Source organism: Actinophytocola sp. (assembly GCF_036402745.1).
GTDB lineage: Bacteria > Actinomycetota > Actinomycetes > Mycobacteriales > Pseudonocardiaceae > Actinophytocola.
In genome coordinates this window covers 1-21,021 of record NZ_DASWSJ010000309.1, presented here as the reverse complement: position 1 = coordinate 21,021, position 21,021 = coordinate 1, and the positions used below count along the sequence as shown (strand labels likewise).

Genomic DNA, 21,021 nt, shown 5'->3' with positions numbered 1-21,021 from the left:
CCGCCTCCCACGGATGCGGGGGACCCACAGGTACCCTCAGACGGATAGACCGCACTTCACGGTTGTCTGAGAGGTCCGCGTCTCGTGCATTTGAAGAGCCTGACGCTCAAGGGGTTCAAGTCGTTCGCGTCGGCCACCACGTTGCGGTTCGAACCGGGGATCACCTGCGTCGTCGGGCCGAACGGGTCCGGCAAGTCGAACGTGCTGGACGGGCTGCGCTGGGTCATGGGCACCCAGGGCGCGAAGGACCTGCGTGGCGGCAAGATGGAGGACGTCATCTTCGCCGGCACCGCCGGCCGCGCCCCGCTCGGCCGCGCCGAGGTCAGCCTCACCATCGACAACACCGACGGCGCGCTGCCGATCGAGTACACCGAGGTGTCGATCACCCGCCGGATGTTCCGCGACGGCGCGAGCGAGTACGAGATCAACGGCAACACCTGCCGGCTGATGGACGTCCAGGAGCTGCTGTCCGACTCCGGCATCGGCCGCGAGATGCACGTCATCGTCGGCCAGGGCCAGCTCGCCCAGATCCTCGAGTCCAAGCCCGAGGAGCGGCGCGCGTTCATCGAGGAGGCCGCGGGCGTCCTCAAGCACCGCAAGCGCAAGGAGAAGGCGCTGCGGAAGCTCGACGCGATGCAGGCCAACCTCACCCGGCTCACCGACCTCACCAGCGAGCTGCGCCGCCAGCTCAAGCCGCTCGGCAAGCAGGCCGAGATCGCCCGCAAGGCCCAGGCCGTGCAGGCCGAGCTGCGCGACTCCCGGCTGCGGCTGCACGCCGACGACCTGGTCAGCCAGCGCACCGAGATCGCCAAGGACCAGGCCGACGAGGCCGCCGCCCGGGCCCGCCGGCACGGGGTCGAGCAGGCCCTGGAGGTGGCCGACGCCAAGCAGACCGCGCTGGAGGACCAGCTCGCCGCCGACGCGCCGCGGCTCGCCTCCGCGCAGGACACCTGGTACCGGCTCTCCGCGCTGGAGGAGCGGCTGCGCGGCACCGTGCGGCTGGCCGTCGAGCGCGAGCGGCACCTGTCCGCCACCGACGTCACCGGCGAGGCCCGCGGCGGCCGCGACCCCGAGGAGCTGGAGGCCGAGGCCGAGGAGACGGCGATCCGCGAGGCCGAGCTCGCCGAGCGGGTGGACGTCGCCCGGGCCGCGCTGGGCGAGACCGCCGAGCGGCGGGCCGAGCTGGAGAAGGTCGTGCAGGCCGCCGAGCAGGCGCACATGGCCGCCGTCCGCGCGGTCGCCGACCGGCGCGAGGGCCTGGCCCGGCTCGCCGGCCAGGTCGAGGCGTTGCGCAGCAAGACCGGCGCCACCGCCGAGGAGATCGAGCGGCTGTCCACCGCGCTGGTCGAGGCCACCGAGCGGGCCGAGGACGCGGCCGTCGAGCTGGCCGAGGCGCAGGCCGAGTCGGGTGTCGAGGACGCCGACGACGCGGGTCTGGGCGACCGGCACGAGCAGGCCAAGGCGGCGCAGAAGGCCGCGCAGGTCCGGGTCGAGGAGCTGGTCACGGCCGAGCGGACCGCGGAGAAGGACATCGCGTCCTGGAAGGCCAGGGTCGACGCGCTTTCGCTGGGCCTGTCCCGCAAGGACGGCGCCGGCGCGCTGCTGGCCGCGGGCGACCGGATGCCGGGCCTGCTGGGCTCGGTGGCGGCGCTGCTCACCGTCGAGCCGGGGGCGGAGGCCGCGCTGGCCGCGGCGCTCGGCCCGGTGGCCGACGCGGTCGCGGTGGCCTCCGGTGACGACGCGGTCGCGGCCCTGGAACTGTTGCGGGGCAACGACTCCGGCCGCGCCGGGGTACTCGTCGGCGGCTGGTCGACGATCGACCGGTCCGGCTGGCCGCTGCTGCCCCACGGCGCCCGCTGGGCCGCGGACCTCGTGCGCGCGCCCGAGTCGCTGCGGCACGCGGTGCTCACCGCGCTCGAGCAGGTCGCGGTGGTCGACTCGCTGGCCGCCGCGCGCGAGCTGGTCGCCCGGTACCCGGAGGTTCGCGCGGTCACCGCCGAGGGCGACGTGTTCGGCGCGCACTGGGTGGTCGGCGGCGCCGACCGCGGGCAGAGCGTCATCGAGGTGCAGGCCGCGGTCGACGAGGCCAACGAGAAGCTCGCCGCCAGCGAGGCCGCCGCCGAGCGGGCCGCCGCGGCGCTCGCCGGGGCCAAGGCCGAGCAGCAGGCGCGGGCCGCCGAGGTGGCCGCCGCGCACGAGGCACGCAACGAGGCGAAGGTGCGGGCGGCCCGGTCCACCGAGCGGCTCAGCCGGATGCGCCAGGCCGTGCGCTCGGCGCAGGCCGAGGCGGAGCGGGTGGCGAGCCAGCGGGCCAAGGTCGAGCAGGCCCGCGAGGACGCGCTCAGCAAGCTGGCCGAGCTGGAGGAGCGGCTGGTCGTCGCCGAGGAAGCGCCGCTGGACGACGAGCCGGACACCGCGGTGCGGGACGAGGCCGCCGCGTCGCTCACCGCCGCCCGGCAGCAGGAGATGGACGCCCGGCTGGCGCTGCGGACCGCCGAGGAGCGGCACCGCGCGCTGCACGGCGCCGCCGACGAGCTGCGCCGCGCGGCGCGGGCCGAGCGGGAGGCCCGCGAGCGGGCCGCCAAGGCGCTCGCCGCCCGGGCCCGGGGTGCCGCGGTCGCGCAGGCCGTGGTCGCCGGCGGCGAGCTGGCGCTCGAGCGCATCGCCGTGTCGCTGCAGGCCGCCGCGCAGGAGCGGGACACCGTGCAGGCCGAGCGCTTCGACCGCGAGCGGGTGCTGCTCGAGGTGCGCAACCGGGTCCGCGAGCTGTCCACCGAGCTGGAGAAGCTCACCGACGCCGTGCACCGCGACGAGGTGCTGCGCGCGGAGCAGCGGCTGCGGCTCGAGCAGCTGGAGACCAAGATCGCCGAGAGCTTCGGCATCGGCCTGGAGGACCTGGTCACCGAGTACGGGCCGACGGTGCCCGTGCCGCCCAGCCCGGTCGAGATGGCCGAGTACGAGGCGGCCAAGGAGCGCGGCGAGGCCGTCGTCGCCCCGCAGCCCATCCCGTACGACCGGGACACGCAGGCGCGGCGGGCCAAGCGGGCCGAGCGCGACCTCACGCTGCTGGGCAAGGTCAACCCGCTGGCGCTGGAGGAGTTCGCGGCGCTGGAGGAGCGGTACAAGTTCCTGTCCACCCAGCTGGAGGACCTCAAGGCCACCCGGCGCGACCTGCTCACCGTGGTCAAGGAGGTCGACGACAAGATCCTCGAGGTCTTCACCTCGGCCTACGAGGACGTGGCCCGCGAGTTCGAGATCGTGTTCGGCACGCTGTTCCCGGGCGGTGAGGGCCGGCTGATCCTCACCGAGCCGGAGGACATGCTCACCACGGGCGTCGACGTCGAGGCGCGCCCGCCGGGCAAGAAGATTAAGCGGCTGTCGCTGCTGTCCGGTGGCGAGAAGTCACTCGTGGCGGTGGCCATGCTGGTGGCGATCTTCCGCGCCCGCCCCTCGCCGTTCTACGTGATGGACGAGGTGGAGGCGGCGCTGGACGATGTCAACATGCGCCGGCTGATCGGGCTGCTGCAGGAGCTGCGCGCCACCTCGCAGCTGTTGATCATCACCCACCAGAAGCCGACCATGGACATCGCCGACGCCCTCTACGGCGTCAGCATGCGTGGCGACGGCATCACCCAGGTGATCTCCCAGCGCCTGCACGGAAAGGACGCCGAACCGGCGCCCGCCCCGTCCTGACCCGAACACGCGAACGGCCCCCATCGCGCGATGGGGGCCGTTCGCGTGTTCGGGAAGGTCAGGCGCCGTAGGCGGTGCCGGCCTGCGGTGCGGCCGGGCTCGCCGACGCCCGGTACACCATGAACGCCGCGACCGCCGACACGGCGGCCAGGACGAGCCCGATGAACAGGCCGAAGCCGGCGCTGAGGTACGCGCCGTAGGTCGGCCAGCGCAGCAGGATGAGGACGAAGGCGAGCGCGGAGGCTCCCAGCCAGATCATCGAGCGCTGCGGCACCTGGGTGCCGAAGTGGGGCAGGATGACCACGACCGCGACGCCGACCAGCAGCAGCACCGGGAACCAGGCGAGGAAGCCCGCGTCCCAGGCGCTCCCGCTCACGCTCGTGTCGATGCCCGCCAGGCCACCGAGCCCGCCGCCGAAATCGATGGTCACCCACGGAAAGAAACTAACTATGAAAGCGAGTACGCCGGCACCGATGCCAGCCCATTCGAGCGGTGTAACACGCTTGACATCGAATTCAGCCATTGCGCGTGGCCTTTCCATTCTCAAAAGGAGTCGACTGGGCGGAGGGCACGGTACCCCCGCAGGTGAGGAAGTATGGGGCATCTCTCGACCGGGTTAGTAACGGAAACGCATCAAAGTCCGGATGCTGCCCGACCAGCCGGTGGACTCTGCCCCTCGGGGCGATAAATCCGTTCGCGTCGATCACCCTCGGGAGTTCAAGATTTCCGCTATGTACACAGTCCGACCGGCGACGCCGGCCGACCTCGAGGCGACGGTCGAGCTGATCGCCCGCCTGCAGGCCGACCCGGCGCACCTCATCGCGTTCCACGGCGAGACCTCCGAGGAGGTGGCCGAGGAGCTCGCGGCCCTGCGTCCCGACTGGGTGTCCGGCGCCGTCGTGGCCGTCGACCGGAACGGCCGGCTGCGGGGCGTGCTGAGCGTCGAGGTCGACGACGAGCAGCACCGGGCCTACCTGCACGGCCCGTTCGTCGACGTGCCCGCCAACCACCCGGCGGCCGGCCAGCTCTGGCGGGCCACCGCCGACGCCCTGTTCGACCGCGCCGACCAGCTGCCCCGGATGGCCGCCGCCACCGCGCTCGACCTGTTCGCCCACCGGCAGAACAGGCTGCTCGCCGACTTCGCCGCCCGGCACGACATCGCCGTCGACAAGGCCATGCGGCTGTTCACGCTCACCGACGCCGAGCTACGCGGCCTGCTCGTCCGGCCCGTCGACGCGGCGGTGCCCGACGACCGGATCCGGCTCATGCCCGCCGACGCCGAGGTCCGCGCGGCCGTGGCCCGGCTGCACGACCGCTGCTTCCCCGACGCGCCGACCCCCGGCCACCGCCTGGTCGCCGACGACTCCGCGCACACGGTGGTCATCCTGGGCGACGATGACACCGGCTTCCTGGGCTACGCGGCCGGCTACAACCAGGCAGAGGAGCACTACGTGGACGTGGTCGGCGTCGACCCGGTCGCCCGCTCCCGCCACGCCGGCCGGCTGCTCGTTCGCCGGCTGCTGGTCGAGCTCGCCACCCGCGCCGGCGCGCGCAACCGCGCGGCGACGCTGATCCGCCTGGGCAACGACGCGTCGGAGCGGATGTTCGCCTCGCTCGGCTTCACGCTGCGCACCGAGCTGGTGAGCTATCGCAAGACCGGCCACCGCCCGGCGGCCGCGCTGACCGTCACGCAGCCCTGACCGTTTCCGGTTCCTCGACCTCGGGTGCCGGCCGCTCGCGGTGCCGCAGCGCGAGCAGCCCGCCGACGATCAGCGTCACCGCGACGCCGAGCGGCGTGTACCACCAGCTCACCAGCGTGCGCACGCCCTCGGCCGGCGCGGCCGCCGAGAAGTCGATGCGGACCGACGTCCACTCGCCGTAGCCGTTGGCCACCGGGTCGGCCGCGGCGGACGGGCCGGCGAACTTCACGCCGAGGATCACGAACGTCATCGCCGCCACGGTGACGACGAACGCGACGATCCCGTCGGTCTGGTTGGCGCGCTTGACGATCAGCCCGAGCAGGAACGCGCCGAGCAGCGCGCCGTAGGTGTACCCGGTGATCCCCAGCGCCTGCACGACGATCGGGTCGGCGGTGGTCGTGTTCGCCGTCGCGAACAGGCCGGCGCAGATGATCAGCAGGCCGGCCCAGACGACCGTCCAGAGCCGGCCCAGCCGCAGCCGGTCGGCGTCGGACAGCGTGCGCCGGGAGACCCGTTCGTACACGTCGGTCACCGTCGCCGACGCCAGCGCGCCCAGCGAGGACGACAGCGCCGCCGCGAGGATGCCGGCGATCACGAAGCCGGACAGGCCCGGCGGCAGCTCGGTGACGATGTAGTTGGCGAACAGCTCGTCCTTGTTGGCGAGCCCGAGGCCGCCCTCGGCGACCGGGCCGGTCGGCACCGCCGCCTTGTAGAACGCCCACATCATCACGCCGATGAGCAGGAAGAACGCGAACTGCAGCAGCACCACGAAACCGCTCGCGATCAGCGCCTTCTGCGACGCGCGCACGTCCCGGGTCGACATCAGCCGCTGCACGATCAGCTGGTCGACCCCGTGCGAGGCCATCGCCAGCATCGCGCCGCCGAAGAACGCCGCGATGAACGGGTAGCTGCCGGTCAGCGCGTTGGAGGAGAAGTCGAACAGCTGGAACTTCGACGCGTCCATCGCGTCGCCGAACCACCCGGACGGCAGCGCCCCGGCCAGCGAGACCACGACGACGATCCCGCCGATGACGTACCAGAGCATCTGGATCGCGTCGACCCACACGACCGCGCGCACCCCGCCGACGAAGGTGTAGAACACCATCGCGATGCCCAGCACGGTCACGATCGCCCAGTAGGAGGCGCCGATCCCGTACGAGGCGAGCACGACCTTGATCGGGATGGCGGTGGCGAACAGCCGGATGCCGTCCGCGAGCAGCCGGGTGAACTGGAAGGTCACCGACGCGGTCGCGCGCATGCCGTCGCCGTAGCGCTTGCCCAGGAACGCGTACGCGGTCACCAGGTCGCCCGCGATGTAGCGGGGGAGCAGCACGAACGACACGATGATCCGGCCGACGATGTACCCGAACGCCAGCGTCAGGTACGTCATGCCGCCCGCCTGCGGCGGCGCCAGGTAGGCGACCACGGGCACGGACAGCACGGTCAGCGTCGAGGTCTCCGCGGAGACGACCGACACGCAGACCACCCACCAGGAGATCTTCTTCTCGCTGATGAAGTAGTCGGTGGCCGACTTCTGCCGGCCGCCGATCAGGACGCCGAGCAGCGGCATCCCGACCAGGAAGACCACGATGATCGCGACGTCGAGCGCGCGCACGGCCTACCTCCCGCTGATCGCCGGCTGGGTCACCCGCAGCCGGGTGACGGTGGTCGTCGCCGGTTCGGGCAGCCGCAGGGCCGAGCTGCCCGGGGTGATGCTGCCGAGCAGCCGCGGCCCGCGGGCCCCGGTGGCGGTCGGCACGTTGGCCGGGAGGCCCGACCAGGTCAGGAAGCCGAGCAGGGCGGTCAGGTACGCCTCCTTCGCGTCGCTCGGCAGGCCGAGCTCGTCGCTGCCGACCAGCTCGGCGGGTGCCAGCAGCCGGCCCAGCGCGGCCATCAGGGTCGGGTTGCGCACCCCGCCGCCGGACGCGACGACCCGGGTGACGCCGTGCGCGCGGCATGCCTCGGCGACCGTCGTCGCGGTCAGCTCGACCAGCGTGGCCAGCAGGTCCGGCCCGCTGACCCGGGAGACCTTGTCGAGCGCGGTCCGCAGGTACTCGGTGTGGAAGTGCTCCTTGCCGGTCGACTTCGGCGGCGCGGCGGCGTAGTACGCGTCCTCGAGCAGGATCTCCAGCAGGTCCGTCCGGACGTGGCCCTGCGCCGCGAGGTCACCGTCGACGTCCTGCTGCCAGGCGCCGTTGGAGATCATCCGGGCGGCGGCGTCGAGCAGCGCGTTGCCCGGCCCGGTGTCGAACGCGAGGTCCGGCTCGTCCGGCGCCACCACGGTGATGTTGGCGATCCCGCCGATGTTCAGCCCGGCCACCAAGCCCGAGCCGGCGAGCTCGCGCAGCCACAGCCGGTCCAGCACGCTCGCGAGCGGCGCGCCGTGCCCGCCGGCCGCCACGTCCCGCCCCCGCAGGTCGGCGACCACGGGCAGGCCGGTGGCCTCGGCGATCCACGCCGGCTGGCCGATCTGCAGGGTGCCGTGGACCTGGCCGTCCTCGACCCAGTGGAAGAGCGTCTGGCCGAGCGAGGCGACGAGGTCGGCCCGTCCGTCGGCGAGCGTGCCCAGCGCGTCGGCCGCCGCGGCCGCGAACGCCCGGCCGACCGCGGTGTCCAGCCGGCACAGTTCCCCGGCCGAGCTGCCGTGCGGCGGCAGGGCCGCGAGCAGCGCGTTGCGCAGCGCGGTGGGGTAGGGCACCGCGGCATACCCCCGCGGCACGAGGTCGATGGTCTCGTCGGTCAAGCGCAGCTCGGCCACCGCCACGTCGATGCCGTCCATCGACGTTCCGGACAGCAGCCCGATCACCCGGCACGAAGTCACGGCACTTGGGTATGACACTCCCGGAGCCCCCCGCAAGACGTGTGGTTAGTTCTTAACCAAATCGATGTCACGAACGGTTGAGTATTCCCCGTTCAAGGTATAGACCAGGGCGATACTGTGTCACCCTGCGTCGGGGAGTGGGGTCGGCCACACCGCATAGCGAGGACAACGAGGAGCGAGGATGACCAAGTTTTCGGCGGATTGGAGCAGGCGAAACTTCCTGCGTGGCGCCCTGGCCACCGGTGCCCTGGTACTGCCGGGATCGAGCATGCTGGTCGGCTGTGCCACCTCCGGCGGCGGCCAGGAGGCGACCACGGGGAAGGCCTCCACCGAGAACCCGCTGGGCGTCCCCACCGACTCCCCGATCGAGATCTACATCTTCAACGGCGGCTTCGGCGACAAGTACGCCACCGCCGTGCACGAGCCGATGTACAAGGCCAAGTACCCGAAGGCCAAGATCAACCACAAGGCCGAGGTGGACATCGCGGGTGCCCTGCAGTCCCGCTTCGTCGGCGGCAACCCGCCGGACTTCGTCAACGACTCCGGCGACGGCCAGATCCCGCTCGGCCAGCTCGTGTCCGACAAGCAGCTCTACGACCTCACCGACCTCTACGACGCGCCGAGCTGGGACGACCCGAACGTCAAGGTGCGCGACACGCTGGTCCCCGGCGCGGTCGCGCAGGGCACGTTCGGCGACAAGCCCTACGTCATGAACATGGCGCTGACGGTGTACGGCATCTGGTACAACAAGGCGCTCTTCGCCAAGCACGGGTGGCAGCCGCCCGCCACGTGGGCCGAGATGCTCGACCTCTGCAAGGACATCAAGGCCGCCGGCATCGCGCCGTGGACCTACCAGGGCGTCCACGCCCGGTACATGAGCTGGCCGCTGATGACGATGGCCGCCAAGCTCGCCGGCCCGGACGTCCTCAAGGCGATCGACAACCTCGAGGTCGGCGCCTGGGGCCACGAGGCGATCAAGGAGTCCGCCAGCGCGCTCGCCGGGCTGCGCACGAAGGGCTACATCCTGTCCGGCACGGAAGGCATGGACCACATCCAGGCCCAGGGCCAGTGGAGCGCGGGCAAGGCCGCGTTCGTGCCGTGCGGCTCGTGGCTGGAGAGCGAGCAGAAGGACGTCACGCCGGACGGCTTCGAGTTCGCCGTGATGCCCGAGCCGTTGCTGTCCGCCGACTCCGTGATGCCGAAGGAGACGCTGTTCGCCTCGCCCGGCGAGCCCTACATCGTTCCGGCGACCGCGAAGAACGCGCGTGGCGGCCTGGAGTACATGCGGATCATGCTCTCCAAGAAGGGCGCGAAGGGCTTCACCAAGGAGGTGTCCAGCCTGACCGTGGTGAAGGGCGCGGCCGACGGCGTCGAGCTCCCGCCGGGCCTCACCTCCGCGCAGGCGGCCCTCAAGGCCGCCGACGACAACGTGGTCAACTGGATGTACAACACGTGGTACGGCACCATGTGGAACCCGGGCATCAACACGCAGATGGGTGACTTGCTGACCGGCCGCAAGTCGGTGGACGAGTTCGTCGCGGGCTGCGAGGCCGAGGCCAAGAAGATCCGCGACGACGACTCCATCACCAAGTACACCCGCTGATTCACCGGAGCTCTCGTTGTCGACCGACGTGTCCGTTCGAAACACCGTGCCACGCCGGCCGGCCGCGAAGGCCGGGCCCGCCCTGCGCCACGGGAAGTACCCGTTCGTCACGGCCTTCCTCGTGGTGCCGGTCGGGCTCTTCGCCCTGTTCGTGGTCTCGCCCTACGTGCAGGCGATCTACATCTCGCTCACCGACTGGACCGGCCTCACCGCCGGCCAGACGTTCGTCGGGTTCGACAACTACGTGCGCCTCCTGCACGACGACCAGTTCCTGATCGCGTTGCGCAACAACGGGATCCTGCTGGTCGTCGTGCCGGCGGTGACCGTGCTGCTGGGACTCTTCCTCGCGTCGATGCTCAACGTGGGCCGGCGCGGGCGCTCGGGCATCGAGGGCGTGCGCGGCTCGAGCGTCTACAAGGTCGTCTACTTCTTCCCGATGGTGCTCTCGGTGGCGGTGGTCGGCGTGCTGTTCAAGTACGTCTTCGCGCCCACCGAGGCCGGCGGGATCCTCAACGGCGTGCTGACCGCGGTCGGCCTCGACGCGCTCGCCAAGCCCTGGCTCGGGGACCCCACCTTCGCGTTCTGGGTCGTCGTGGTGGTGATGATCTGGGCGTTCGCGGGGTTCTACGTCGTGCTGTTCTCCGCGGCGATGCAGTCGATCCCCAAGGAGATCTACGAGGCGGCGCTGCTCGACGGGGCCGCCCGGTTCCACACCTTCCGGCACGTGACGCTGCCGCTCGTGTGGGACACCGTGCAGGTCGGCTGGGTGTACCTGGCGATCCAGGCGATGGACGCGTTCGCGCTCGTGCAGATCATGCTGGGCATCAGCGGCGGGCCGTCGCGCGAGGGTGACGTGCTCGGCCTGGCGCTCTACCGCAGCGCGTTCAACAGCTACCGGTTCGGCTACGCCTCGGCGATCGGCGTCGTGCTGCTGTTGCTGACGCTGGTCGTCGCTGTGGTGTTCATGCGTGCGGCGCGGCGGGAGCGGGTGGAGCTGTCATGACCGTCGTCTCCTCCCCGCCCGAGGCGCCCGTCGTGCCGCCGCCGCGGCGGCGGCATCCCGGGGTCGGCGCCGGCGAGGGCGCGGTGAACCTGCTGACCGGGACGTTCCTGCTGATCTGGGCGCTGATCACGACGTTGCCGCTGCTGTGGGCGATCGTGTCCGCGTTCAAGACCAACTCGGAGTTCCTGAACGAGCCGTTCGGCCTGCCGGCGGCGGTGCGGGTCGAGAACTTCTCCCGCGCGTGGACGGTCGCGAACATCGGCCAGTACTTCGCGAACAGCGTCATCGTCATCGTGATCTCCGTGCCGCTCACCATGCTGCTCGGCGCGATGGCCGCGTACGTCCTGGCGCGCTACGAGTTCCCCGGCAACCGGATCGTCTACTACGGCTTCGTCGGCGGGATGATCTTCCCGGTGTTCCTGGCGCTGGTGCCGCTGTTCTTCGTCGTGCGCAACACGGGGAACCTGCCGCTCGTCGGGCAGTTCCTCGGGTTGAACAGCCACCTGTCGCTGGCGCTGGTGTACGTGGCGTTCTCGCTGCCGTTCACGGTGTTCTTCCTGACCGCGTTCTTCCGCACCCAGCCGACGTCCATCGCGGAGGCGGCCATCGTCGACGGGTGCTCGCACTTCGGCCTGTTCTTCCGGGTCATGCTGCCGATGGCCAAGCCGGGGCTGATCAGCATCGGCCTGTTCAACGTGCTGGGGCACTGGAACCAGTACGTGCTGCCGGTGGTGCTGATGAACGAGCCGGACAAGAAGGTGCTGGCCCAGGGTCTGGCCGCGCTCGCGATCAGCCAGGGCTACCGCGGCGACTGGACGGCGTTGTTCGCCGGGCTGGTGATCGCGCTGCTGCCGGTGCTGATCGTGTACATCCTGTTCCAGCGCCAGGTGCAGGCCGGGCTCACGGCGGGCGTGCTGAAGTAGCGGTCGTGGCCTGATGCGAGGATGGCGGCGTGTCGAGCACCGTGATCGTGATCATCGTCGTCGTCGTGGTTCTGCTCGCGCTTGCGCTGGTCGTGGGCGTCACGCTCAGCCGGCGGCGACGGATCAGCCTCACCGAGCAGAAGACCGTCGAGGAGAAGAAGCCCGGCGAGCCCAAGCCGCGTGGCGGGTACCAGGCCGGCGGCGGGATCAGCCTCGCGCCGGGCGGCCAGAAGCAGGCCGGTGAGCCCCCGGCCACCACGGTGCCCGACGAGGCCGAGGCCCCGGCCGAGGTCCCGGCCCAGCCCGAGGCCCCCGCCGCCGAGACACCGGCCGCCGACACACCCGCGCCGCCCGCCGAGGTGCCGGCCGCCGAAGCCGCCGAGCCGGTCGTGCCCACGCCGGCGGAGGTCGTCGAGGAGGTCGCCGAGGAGATCGCCCCGGCGTCCGGCCGCCTCGAGCGGCTGCGTGGCCGGCTGTCCCGGTCCCGCTCCACCTTCGGCGAGGGCCTGCTCGGCCTCCTCGGCGCCGGCGACCTCGACGAGGACTCCTGGACCGAGGTCGAGGACACCCTGCTGCTCGCCGACCTCGGCACCGCCACCACCCAGGAGGTCGTCGACCGGCTGCGGGCCGAGCTCGTCTCCCGCGGCGTCCGCAACGCCGCGCAGGCCCGCGCGCTCCTGCGCGACGTCCTCGTCGACGTCCTGCACCCCGACATGGACCGCGCCGTCCGCGCGCTGCCGCACCACAGCGACGGCGCCAAGCTCCCCGCGGTCGTCCTCGTCACCGGCGTCAACGGCACCGGCAAGACCACCACCACCGGCAAGCTCGCCCGCGTCCTCGTCGCCGAGGGCCGCACGGTCGTCCTCGGCGCCGCCGACACCTTCCGCGCCGCCGCCACCGAGCAGCTCGCCACCTGGGCCGAGCGGGTCGGCGCCGAGGTCGTGCGCGGCAAGGAAGGCGCGGATCCCGCCGCGGTCGCGTTCGACTCGGTCAAGCGCGGTATCGAGGCCGGCGTGGACGCGGTCCTCGTCGACACCGCCGGCCGGCTGCACACCAAGACCGGCCTGATGGACGAGCTCGGCAAGGTCAAGCGCGTGGTCGAGAAGCAGACCAAGGTCGACGAGGTCCTGCTCGTGCTCGACGCCACCACCGGCCAGAACGGGCTCACCCAGGCCCGGGTGTTCGCCGACGTCGTCGACATCACCGGGATCGTGCTCACCAAGCTCGACGGCACCGCCAAGGGCGGCATCGTCTTCCAGGTGCAGCGCGAGCTCGGCGTGCCGGTCAAGCTCGTCGGCCTCGGCGAGGGCGCGGACGACCTGGCGCCGTTCGAGCCGGGCGCGTTCGTCGACGCGTTGCTCGGCTGAGCAGGAAGGGAAGCAGATGGAGTTCCAGGACGTCGTGCGGCGCCGCCGCATGGTCCGCACGTTCCAGCCCGACCGGCCGGTGCCGCCGGAGGTCCTCGACCGGATCCTGCGCAACGCCACCCGCGGTCCGTCCGCCGGGTTCTCCCAGGGCCAGGCGTTCCTGGTGCTGGAGGGCGAGGACCTGGCCAGGTTCTGGGCGATGCGGCCCAAGGGCAACGACGTGAGCACCGCGCCGCTGCTGATCGTGCCGCTGTCGTGCAAGCGGGTCTACGTCGACCGCTACGCCGAGCCGGACAAGGGCTGGACCGACCGGGACGAGGCCCGCTGGCCGGTGCCGTTCTGGCACATCGACACCGGCATGGCCACGCTGCTGATCCTGCAGACCGTGGTCGACGCCGGCCTCGGCGCGCTGTACTTCGGGATCATGCCCGACGACGTGCCCACGTTCCGCGAGACGTTCGGCGTGCCCGAGGACCACGAGCCGATCGGCGCGGTGGCCATCGGCTACTCAGCCGAGGACGACGGTACGGTCACCGGCTCGCCGCGCACCCGCGGCCGCCGCGCCACCGAGGACGTCGTGCACCGCGGTAAGTGGTGACGAACACGGCGCCCCGCGCGGGGGGCTGAACGGTCATAGGGTGGAGGCCATGGTCGACATCCAGGTGCTCGGCGGTGCCGCCGAGCGAAGCGACGAGATTCTCACCCCCGCGGCGCTCGAGTTCGTCGCCGATCTGCACGCGAGGTTCGCGGACCGGCGCGACGAGCTCCTCGCCGCGCGGGCCGGCCGGCGCGAGGAGGCGTCCCGGACCGGGAAGCTGGACTTCCTCCCCGACACCCGCGAGGTGCGTGAGTCCGACTGGCGGGTGGCCACCGCGCCGGCGGACCTCGAGGACCGGCGGGTGGAGATCACCGGGCCCACCGAGCGCAAGATGGCGATCAACGCGCTCAACTCCGGTGCCAAGGTCTGGCTCGCCGACCTGGAGGACGCCAACACTCCACACTGGACCAATGTGGTGTCCGGCCAGGTCAACCTGTTCGACGCGGTGCGCGGCACGATCTCCTTCACCTCGCCGGAGGGCAAGAGCTACGCGCTGAAGGAGGGCGGGCGGCCCGCGGTCATCGTGATGCGCCCGCGTGGCTGGCACCTCGACGAGCGCCACCTCACCTTCGACGGCCGCCGGGCCGTCGGCGCGCTCGTGGACTTCGGGCTCCACTTCTTCCACAACGCGAAGGCCCTGCTCGAGCGCGGCAGCGGCCCGTACCTCTACCTGCCGAAGATGGAGAGCCACCTCGAGGCGCGGCTGTGGAACGACGTGTTCACCCGCGCGCAGGAGGCGCTCGGCGTGCCGCACGGCACCGTCCGGGCCACCGTGCTCATCGAGACCATCCCGGCCGCGTTCGAGATGGAGGAGATCCTCTACGAGCTGCGCGAGCACGCGTCCGGGCTCAACGCCGGCCGCTGGGACTACCTGTTCAGCCTCATCAAGTACTTCCGCGACGCCGGCCCGGACTTCGTGCTGCCGGACCGCAACGACGTCACGATGACCGCGCCGTTCATGCGGGCCTACACCGAGCTGCTCGTGCGCACGTGCCACAAGCGGGGCGCGTTCGCGATGGGTGGCATGGCCGCGTTCATCCCGAACCGGCGCGACCCGGAGGTCACCGAGAAGGCGCTCGCCAAGGTGCACGAGGACAAGCGGCGCGAGGCCGGTGACGGGTTCGACGGCTCCTGGGTCGCGCACCCGGACCTCGTGGGCATCTGCGACGAGGAGTTCAGCGCGGTGCTCGGCGACCGGCCCAACCAGCTCGACCGGCTGCGCGAGGACGTCTCGGTGACCGCCGACCAGCTGCTCGACGTGAAGTCGACACCCGGCGCGGCCACCGAGGCGGGCCTGCGGGCGGCGGTCGACGTCGGCGTGCGGTACCTGGCGTCGTGGCTGTCCGGCAACGGCGCGGCGGCGATCCACAACCTGATGGAGGATGCGGCCACCGCCGAGATCTCCCGTTCGCAGGTGTGGCAGTGGGTGCGCAACGGGGTCGTGCTGGACACCGGCGCCAAGGTCACCACCGACCTCGTGCGCGACGTGCTGGCCGCCACCCGCGCGGCGCTCGCCGACGAGGTTCCGGCCGAGTACCTCGAGCCCGCGGTCGAGCTGTTCGAACAGGTCGCGCTCGCCGACGAGTTCCCCGACTTCCTCACCTTGCCCGCGTACGAACGGATCTGAGGTGCGCACCTCGCTGGACGGCTCGGTGGTCGCCGGGCTGGTCCGCCGGCTGTCGGTGGTCGACGCCGCGCGGGCGGGCCGGTACCCGGGCGACGCGGGTGGGCGGCAGCCGGTGCACACCTGCTACGTGCCGGCCGACCAGGTCGTCGGGGATCCGGCGGGGGAGTGGGGCGCGGCCGCGCTCGCCGCGCTGGACGAGCACGCGCCGGGGCCGTCGGCGTTCGCCGGGCTGCTCGGGCTGCCGGGTGAGCTGGCGGAGGCGGTGCACGCCAAGGTGGTCGCGAAGCTGCGCCGCGAGCCGGTGGAGGACCTGCGGATCGACTTCGAGGACGGCTACGGGGTGCGCTCCGACGCGGCCGAGGACGCGGACGCCGTGCGGTGCGCCGAGCTGGTGGCGGGGTGGACCGCGCCGCCGCCGTGGGTCGGCATCCGGTTCAAGTCGTTCGACACTTCCGCGTCGGTGCTGCGGGGGGTGCGGACGCTGGACCTGTTCGTCACCGCGCTCGGCTCCGCGCCGGTTCTCACGTTTCCGAAGGTCACGCATCTCACGCAGGTCAGCGGGCTGGTCGACCAGCTGGAGCTGCTGGAGGAGCGGCTCGATCTGGGTTCGGGCGCGCTGCGCTTCGAGATCCAGGTCGAGACCACGCAGTCCATTGTGGACAGCGAGGGCCGGCTCGCGATCCCGCGGTTCATCACCGCCGGCCGCGGCCGGGTCAGCGGCCTGCACTTCGGCACCTACGACTACACGGCGGCGTGCGGGCTGGCCGCGGCCGAGCAGCACCTGGCGCACCCGGCGTGCGACTTCGCCCGGCACGTGATGCAGGTGAGCGCGGCCGGCACCGGGGTGCGGCTCTCGGACGGGTCGACGAACATCCTGCCGGTCGGCGACGGTGACGCGGTCCGCGAGGCGTGGCAGACGCACTACGGCCTGGTGCTGCGGTCGCTGTCGCACGGCTTCTACCAGGGCTGGGACCTGCACCCGGCGCAGCTGGTGACCCGGTACGCGGCCAACTTCGGGTACTACCTGCGCAACGCGGAGGCCGACGCCCGGCGGCTGCGCGCGTACGTGGACAAGTCGAGCTCGGGTGTGCTCGACGAGCCGGCGACCGCCCAGGCGCTCGCGATGTCCATGCGCCGGGCGCTGGACTGCGGCGCCCTGGAAGCGGCGGAGGTCACCCGGCTGTGCGGTCTGACCGAGGCGGAGCTGGCGGCCCTGGCCCGCCGGGAGACCCTGTGACGGCTCTGGATCTGGTCTTCCACGCTCCGCGCGTGGTGCTGCCCGGCGGCGAGACGTCCGGTTACGTGGGCGTCCGGGACGGCGCGATCGCCGAGGTCTCCTCCGCGCCGTTGCCCGGCGCGCGGGTGGTCGAGCTGGCCGCCGACGAGGTCCTGCTGCCAGGCCTGGTCGACACGCACGTGCACGTCAACGACCCGGGCCGCACCGAGTGGGAGGGCTTCGCGACCGCCACCCGAGCGGCCGCCGCCGGCGGGGTGACGACGCTGATCGACATGCCGCTGAACAGCGTCCCGCCCACCACCGACCTGGCGGCGCTGGCCCTCAAGCGCGCCACCGCGCGGGACCAGATCCACGTCGACGTCGGCTTCTGGGGTGGCGCGGTCCCCGGCAACCTGGGCGACCTCGTGGCCCTGCACGAGGCGGGCGTGTTCGGCTTCAAGTGCTTCCTGCTGCACTCGGGTGTGGACGAGTTCGGCCACCTGAGCCCGGCCGAGCTGGCGGACGCGCTGCGGCTGCTGCACGGCGTCGGCGCGCTGATGATCGTCCACGCCGAGGACCCGTCGGTGATCTCGCAGGCGCCGCCCGCCTCCGGTCGCCGCTACGCCGACTTCCTCGCCTCCCGGCCCCGGTCGGCGGAGAACGCGGCGATCGAGACGGTGATCACCGCTGCCCGGGACGCCGACGCCCGGGTGCACGTGCTGCACCTGTCCTCCGCGGACGCGCTCCCGCTGGTCGCCGCGGCGCGCCGGTCCGGCGTCCGGATCACCGCCGAGACCTGCCCGCACTACCTGACGCTGCGCGCCGAGGACATCCCCGACGGCGCGACGTTGTTCAAGTGCTGCCCGCCCATCCGCGAGTCGGCGAACCAGGACCGGCTGTGGGAGGCCCTGGCCGAGGGCACGATCGACTGCGTCGTCAGCGACCACTCGCCGTCGACGCGGTCGCTGAAACGGCTCGACACGGGTGACTTCGGCGAGGCGTGGGGCGGGATCGCCGGGTTGCAGCTGGGGTTGCCCGCGGTGTGGACCGAGGCCGTGCGCCGCGGCGTGCCGCTGGCCGACGTCGTGCGGTGGATGTCGGCGGCGCCGGCGGACCTCGTCGGCCTGCGCCGCAAGGGCAGGATTCAGGTGGGCAACGACGCGGACCTGTGTGTCTTCGCGCCGGAGGCGACGGTCACTGTGGACGCCGCCCGGCTGCACCACCGCAACCCGATCTCGGCGTACGACGGCCGGACGCTGACCGGTGTCGTGCGCTCGACGTGGTTGCGCGGCAGCGAGGTTTCCGATCGGCCGCGGGGCCGGCTACTCGTCAGGGGCCTGGCATGACTCTTCCGTGGGCGGCCCTGCCGGACCTGGCCTCGCGGCGGGTGGGCGGCAGCGTGCTGTGGGCGAACGACGAGCTGTTCGCCGAGCGGGAGAACCTGATCCGCCCGACGGAGCCGGTGTTCCAGCCGGCCACGTTCGGCCACAAAGGACAGATCTACGACGGCTGGGAGACCCGCCGGCGCCGCAAGCCCGGCGAGGACCAGGCCGTGGTGCGGCTGGGCCTGCCCGGCGTGATCCGCGGGGTGGTGGTGGACACCGCGTTCTTCACCGGCAACTACCCCCCGTTCGGCACGATCGAGGCCGCGGCCGTGGAGGGCCACCCGTCTCCCGCCGAGTTGTCCACAATGGACTGGACGCAGCTCGTCCCGCGCGCCCCGCTCGCCGGCGACACGAAGAACCCTTTCCAGGTAACGGATCCGGCGAGGTACACCCACGTCCGCCTGACCATCCACCCGGACGGTGGGGTGGCCCGCCTGCGCGTGCACGGCGAGCCGGTGGCGGATCCGAGGTTCCTGGACCTGTCGTCGCTGGACCTGGCCGCCCTGGAGAACGGTGCCGCGATCACGGGTTGCAGCAACATGTTCTACTCGTCGCCGGCGAACCTGATCTCCCCAGGTTTCGCGGCGGTCATGGGCGAGGGCTGGGAAACGGCCCGCCGCAGGGATGACGGGAACGACTGGGTGTCGGTCCGCCTGGCGGCGCCCGGCGTCCCCCGCCTGGCCGAGCTGGATACCAGTCACTTCAAGGGAAACGCGCCCGGCTGGGCCACCCTGACGGGCCGCGCGGCAGACGGCACCTGGACCCCGCTGCTGGACCGGGTCCGCCTGCAACCCGACACCCGCCACAGGTATCCGCTGCCCGAGGCCCCCGAGCTGACCGACGTACGCCTGGACATCTACCCGGACGGCGGCATGGCCCGGCTGCGCCTGCCCGGAGGCCTGACGGAGGCGGGCCGCGCGGCCTTCGTCCTGCGCTGGTTCAACACACTCCCGGCCACCCAGGCGACGGCGGTCCTGAAGGCAGCGGGCCTGCCCGACCCAGACACAGCGAAGACGGTGAACAACCGCCCGGTCACGACGTTGCCGGCCTTCGGCATCTGACTCCGGCGTGAACCCCGGCGTGAACCCCGGCGTGAACCCAGGCGTGGCCTCCGGCCCCCGAATCCAGCCCACGGCCCACCACCGACACGTTCCGCCCACCCGAACCCGACCCTGTGGACAACAGCCGCGCCGCCGGACCCATCCACAGGCTTGATCGACTTCGACCGAGAATGTCGGTGCCCGCCCGTAGAATGGTGACCTGGGGCCGGAGGCCAAACCCCCACCACCACGGCCCAATCTCGCTGATCGGTGGAACCGGCCCAGCTCAATTAGCGTTGCCCTGTGATCAGCCGCATCCGCCGGTCCTACCACCGCGTCAGCCGCATCGACGCCGCGCTCGTGCGGCACAGCGGCGCGTTGCGCTCCAGCGCGTTCGACGACCTCTGCCGGCGCCTCGGCCGGGCGGCCGACCACAGCAAGCTCTGGTTCGCCATCGCCGCGATCCTCGTCGCCAAGAAGGGCGCCACGCGCCGGGCCGGACTCCGCGGCGTCGCGGCCATCGCCGGGGCGAGCATGTCCGCCAGCCTCATCGGCAAGCGGCTCTTCCCCCGCCGCCGCCCCGCCGCCGAGCTCCTCCCCGTCCCGCGCCGCCTCACCAAACGGCCGCGCTCCTCCTCCTTCCCCTCCGGCCACTCCGCGTCGGCGTTCGCGTTCGCCACCGCGGTCGCCATGGAGCACAAGGGCGCCGGCGCGGTGGTCTTCCCGATCGCGGCCCTCGTCAGCTACTCACGCGTCCACGTCGGCGTCCACTGGCCCAGCGACGTCGCCGCCGGCGCGGCCATCGGGGTCGGCGCCGCCTACGCCACCCGGCACTGGTGGCCGCACGGCGCCGGCCTCCCGCAGCAACGCGAACCCGCCGTCGACGTGCCCGAGCTCGGCGAGGGCGAAGGCCTCGCCGTCGTCCTCAACCCCAACTCCGGCGCCGACGACGTCGACCCCTCCGACGAGATCCTCGCCATGTGGCCCAAGGCCGAGCTCATCCGCATCGAGCCCGACACCGACCCGGCCCGCGAGCTCGCGGAGCGCATCGAGAACGGCGAGGTCCGCGCGGTCGGTGCGGCCGGCGGCGACGGCACCGTCAGCTGCGTCGCCGCGGTCGCGGTCGAGCACGGTTTGCCGCTCGTCGTCATCCCCGCCGGCACGCTCGACCACTTCGCCCGCGACCTCGGCGTCGAGAGCGTGCAGGACACCGCCGACGCCACCCAGGTCGGCTCCGCGGTAAAGGTCGACGTCGCCGAGGTCCTCGTCGAGAACCGGGCCGGCGAGATCCAGCGCATCCACTTCGTCAACACCGCCAGCCTCGGCGGCTACCCGGAGATGGTCCGGCTGCGGGAGAAGCTCGAGGCCAACCGGCCGAAGTGGCTCGCCGCCGCGCTCGCCATGACCCGCGTCCTGCGCCGCGCCCAGCCCGTCCCGATCCTCCTCGACGGCTCCCGCAAGCTCGTCTGGATGCTCTTCGTCGGCAACGGCTCCTACGAGCCCAAGGGCTTCGGCGCCGCCCGCCGCCCCACGATGGCCTCGGGCCGGCTCGACGTCCGCTACCTGCGGGCCGACCTCCCGTACTCGCGCGCCCGGTTCGTCCTCGCCGCGCTCACCGGCACCCTGCAGACCAGCCATGTCTACAAGCACTTCGAGGCCACCGAGACCGACGTCCGCGTGCTCGACGGCCAACGCCGCATCGCCACCGACGGCGAGGTCGGCCCGCCCGGCCGCCGGTTCGCCTTCCGCACCTGCCCCGGTGCCCTCACCGTCTACCGGGTCGTCCCGCCGAGCTAAGGCCTGTCTCGTAGATCATCGTGTGAAGTCCTGTGCCGACCACCGGAACCTCAGGGGACCGTGACGGTACCCAGCCACCATCCACTTCGATACCCGCACTATTCGCCGGGACGCAACGCACACTTTTAATCCCGGGGAGGCGGACTAGCCGAGCGCACTCCGCAACCGTCGGTACCGATCATCCGGATGCTGGCGCGGGCAGCTCACGCACTTCTGCTCCCCGGGCGCCTGGTAGATGAGGCAGCACG

The 21,021-nt window shown here is 72.2% G+C and carries 16 protein-coding genes; 12 read left to right on the top strand and 4 right to left on the bottom strand.

What is annotated here, in order from left to right; genetic code table 11:
- The first annotated feature begins 84 nt into the window (after positions 1-84).
- The gene (smc, locus tag VGD70_RS28960) at positions 85-3,693 is read left to right on the top strand and encodes a chromosome segregation protein SMC (RefSeq protein WP_331086871.1); all 3,609 of its coding nucleotides are present in this window, start codon (positions 85-87) and stop codon (positions 3,691-3,693) included.
- A 58-nt stretch (positions 3,694-3,751) separates the two neighbouring features.
- Here smc and VGD70_RS28955 read toward each other — a convergent pair whose 3' ends face one another.
- Positions 3,752-4,216, bottom strand: a complete 465-nt coding sequence (locus VGD70_RS28955; protein WP_331086869.1) for a DUF5336 domain-containing protein — start codon at positions 4,214-4,216, stop codon at positions 3,752-3,754.
- 208 nt (positions 4,217-4,424) lie between these two features.
- Here VGD70_RS28955 and VGD70_RS28950 point away from each other — a divergent pair, with 208 nt between their 5' ends.
- Positions 4,425-5,393, top strand: a complete 969-nt coding sequence (locus tag VGD70_RS28950) for a GNAT family N-acetyltransferase (RefSeq protein ID WP_331086867.1) — start codon at positions 4,425-4,427, stop codon at positions 5,391-5,393.
- Here the strand turns inward: VGD70_RS28950 and VGD70_RS28945 are convergent.
- Both VGD70_RS28945 and VGD70_RS28940 read right to left on the bottom strand, forming a co-directional pair.
- Complete coding sequence (locus VGD70_RS28945) at positions 5,380-7,008, bottom strand: sodium:solute symporter (RefSeq protein WP_331086866.1); 1,629 nt, start codon at positions 7,006-7,008, stop codon at positions 5,380-5,382. The two genes, VGD70_RS28950 and VGD70_RS28945, sit on opposite strands and share 14 nt — an antisense overlap.
- A 3-nt stretch (positions 7,009-7,011) precedes the next feature.
- The gene (locus VGD70_RS28940; protein WP_331086904.1) at positions 7,012-8,172 is read right to left on the bottom strand and encodes an anhydro-N-acetylmuramic acid kinase; all 1,161 of its coding nucleotides are present in this window, start codon (positions 8,170-8,172) and stop codon (positions 7,012-7,014) included.
- 223 nt (positions 8,173-8,395) lie between these two features.
- On the opposite strand from VGD70_RS28940, the gene ngcE reads away from it, so the two are divergent.
- From ngcE to VGD70_RS28890, 10 genes are all read left to right on the top strand, one after another.
- A complete protein-coding gene (gene ngcE, locus VGD70_RS28935) occupies positions 8,396-9,817 on the top strand; it encodes an N-acetylglucosamine/diacetylchitobiose ABC transporter substrate-binding protein (protein ID WP_331086864.1) in 1,422 nt (473 codons plus the stop codon).
- Between the two features lie 28 nt (positions 9,818-9,845).
- Positions 9,846-10,820, top strand: a complete 975-nt coding sequence (locus VGD70_RS28930; RefSeq protein WP_331086862.1) for a sugar ABC transporter permease — start codon at positions 9,846-9,848, stop codon at positions 10,818-10,820.
- Positions 10,817-11,743, top strand: a complete 927-nt coding sequence (locus VGD70_RS28925; protein WP_331086860.1) for a carbohydrate ABC transporter permease — start codon at positions 10,817-10,819, stop codon at positions 11,741-11,743. The genes VGD70_RS28930 and VGD70_RS28925 overlap by 4 nt, the downstream gene beginning before the upstream one ends.
- Positions 11,744-11,772: 29 nt before the next feature.
- Positions 11,773-13,110 (top strand): signal recognition particle-docking protein FtsY, encoded by a 1,338-nt coding sequence (gene ftsY / locus VGD70_RS28920; RefSeq protein WP_331086858.1) that lies wholly within the window; start codon positions 11,773-11,775, stop codon positions 13,108-13,110.
- Between the two features lie 16 nt (positions 13,111-13,126).
- Positions 13,127-13,708: a nitroreductase family protein gene (locus VGD70_RS28915; protein ID WP_331086857.1), complete on the top strand. Its 582-nt coding sequence runs from the start codon at positions 13,127-13,129 to the stop codon at positions 13,706-13,708.
- A gap of 49 nt (positions 13,709-13,757) precedes the next feature.
- A complete protein-coding gene (gene aceB, locus VGD70_RS28910; protein WP_331086855.1) occupies positions 13,758-15,335 on the top strand; it encodes a malate synthase A in 1,578 nt (525 codons plus the stop codon).
- Between the two features lies 1 nt (position 15,336).
- Complete coding sequence (locus VGD70_RS28905) at positions 15,337-16,572, top strand: DUF6986 family protein (protein ID WP_331086853.1); 1,236 nt, start codon at positions 15,337-15,339, stop codon at positions 16,570-16,572.
- 5 nt (positions 16,573-16,577) lie between these two features.
- Positions 16,578-17,897: an allantoinase AllB gene (allB, locus tag VGD70_RS28900; protein ID WP_331086903.1), complete on the top strand. Its 1,320-nt coding sequence runs from the start codon at positions 16,578-16,580 to the stop codon at positions 17,895-17,897.
- The gene (gene alc / locus VGD70_RS28895; protein ID WP_331086851.1) at positions 17,894-18,997 is read left to right on the top strand and encodes an allantoicase; all 1,104 of its coding nucleotides are present in this window, start codon (positions 17,894-17,896) and stop codon (positions 18,995-18,997) included. The genes allB and alc overlap by 4 nt, the downstream gene beginning before the upstream one ends.
- 282 nt (positions 18,998-19,279) lie before the next feature.
- Entirely contained in the window at positions 19,280-20,773 is a 1,494-nt protein-coding gene (locus VGD70_RS28890; RefSeq protein WP_331086849.1) for a bifunctional phosphatase PAP2/diacylglycerol kinase family protein, read from the top strand.
- A gap of 144 nt (positions 20,774-20,917) precedes the next feature.
- On the opposite strand, the gene VGD70_RS28885 is transcribed toward VGD70_RS28890, so the two are convergent.
- Positions 20,918-21,021, bottom strand: a 104-nt coding sequence (locus VGD70_RS28885) for a (2Fe-2S)-binding protein (protein WP_331086901.1), incomplete at its 5' end; no start/stop codon positions are given.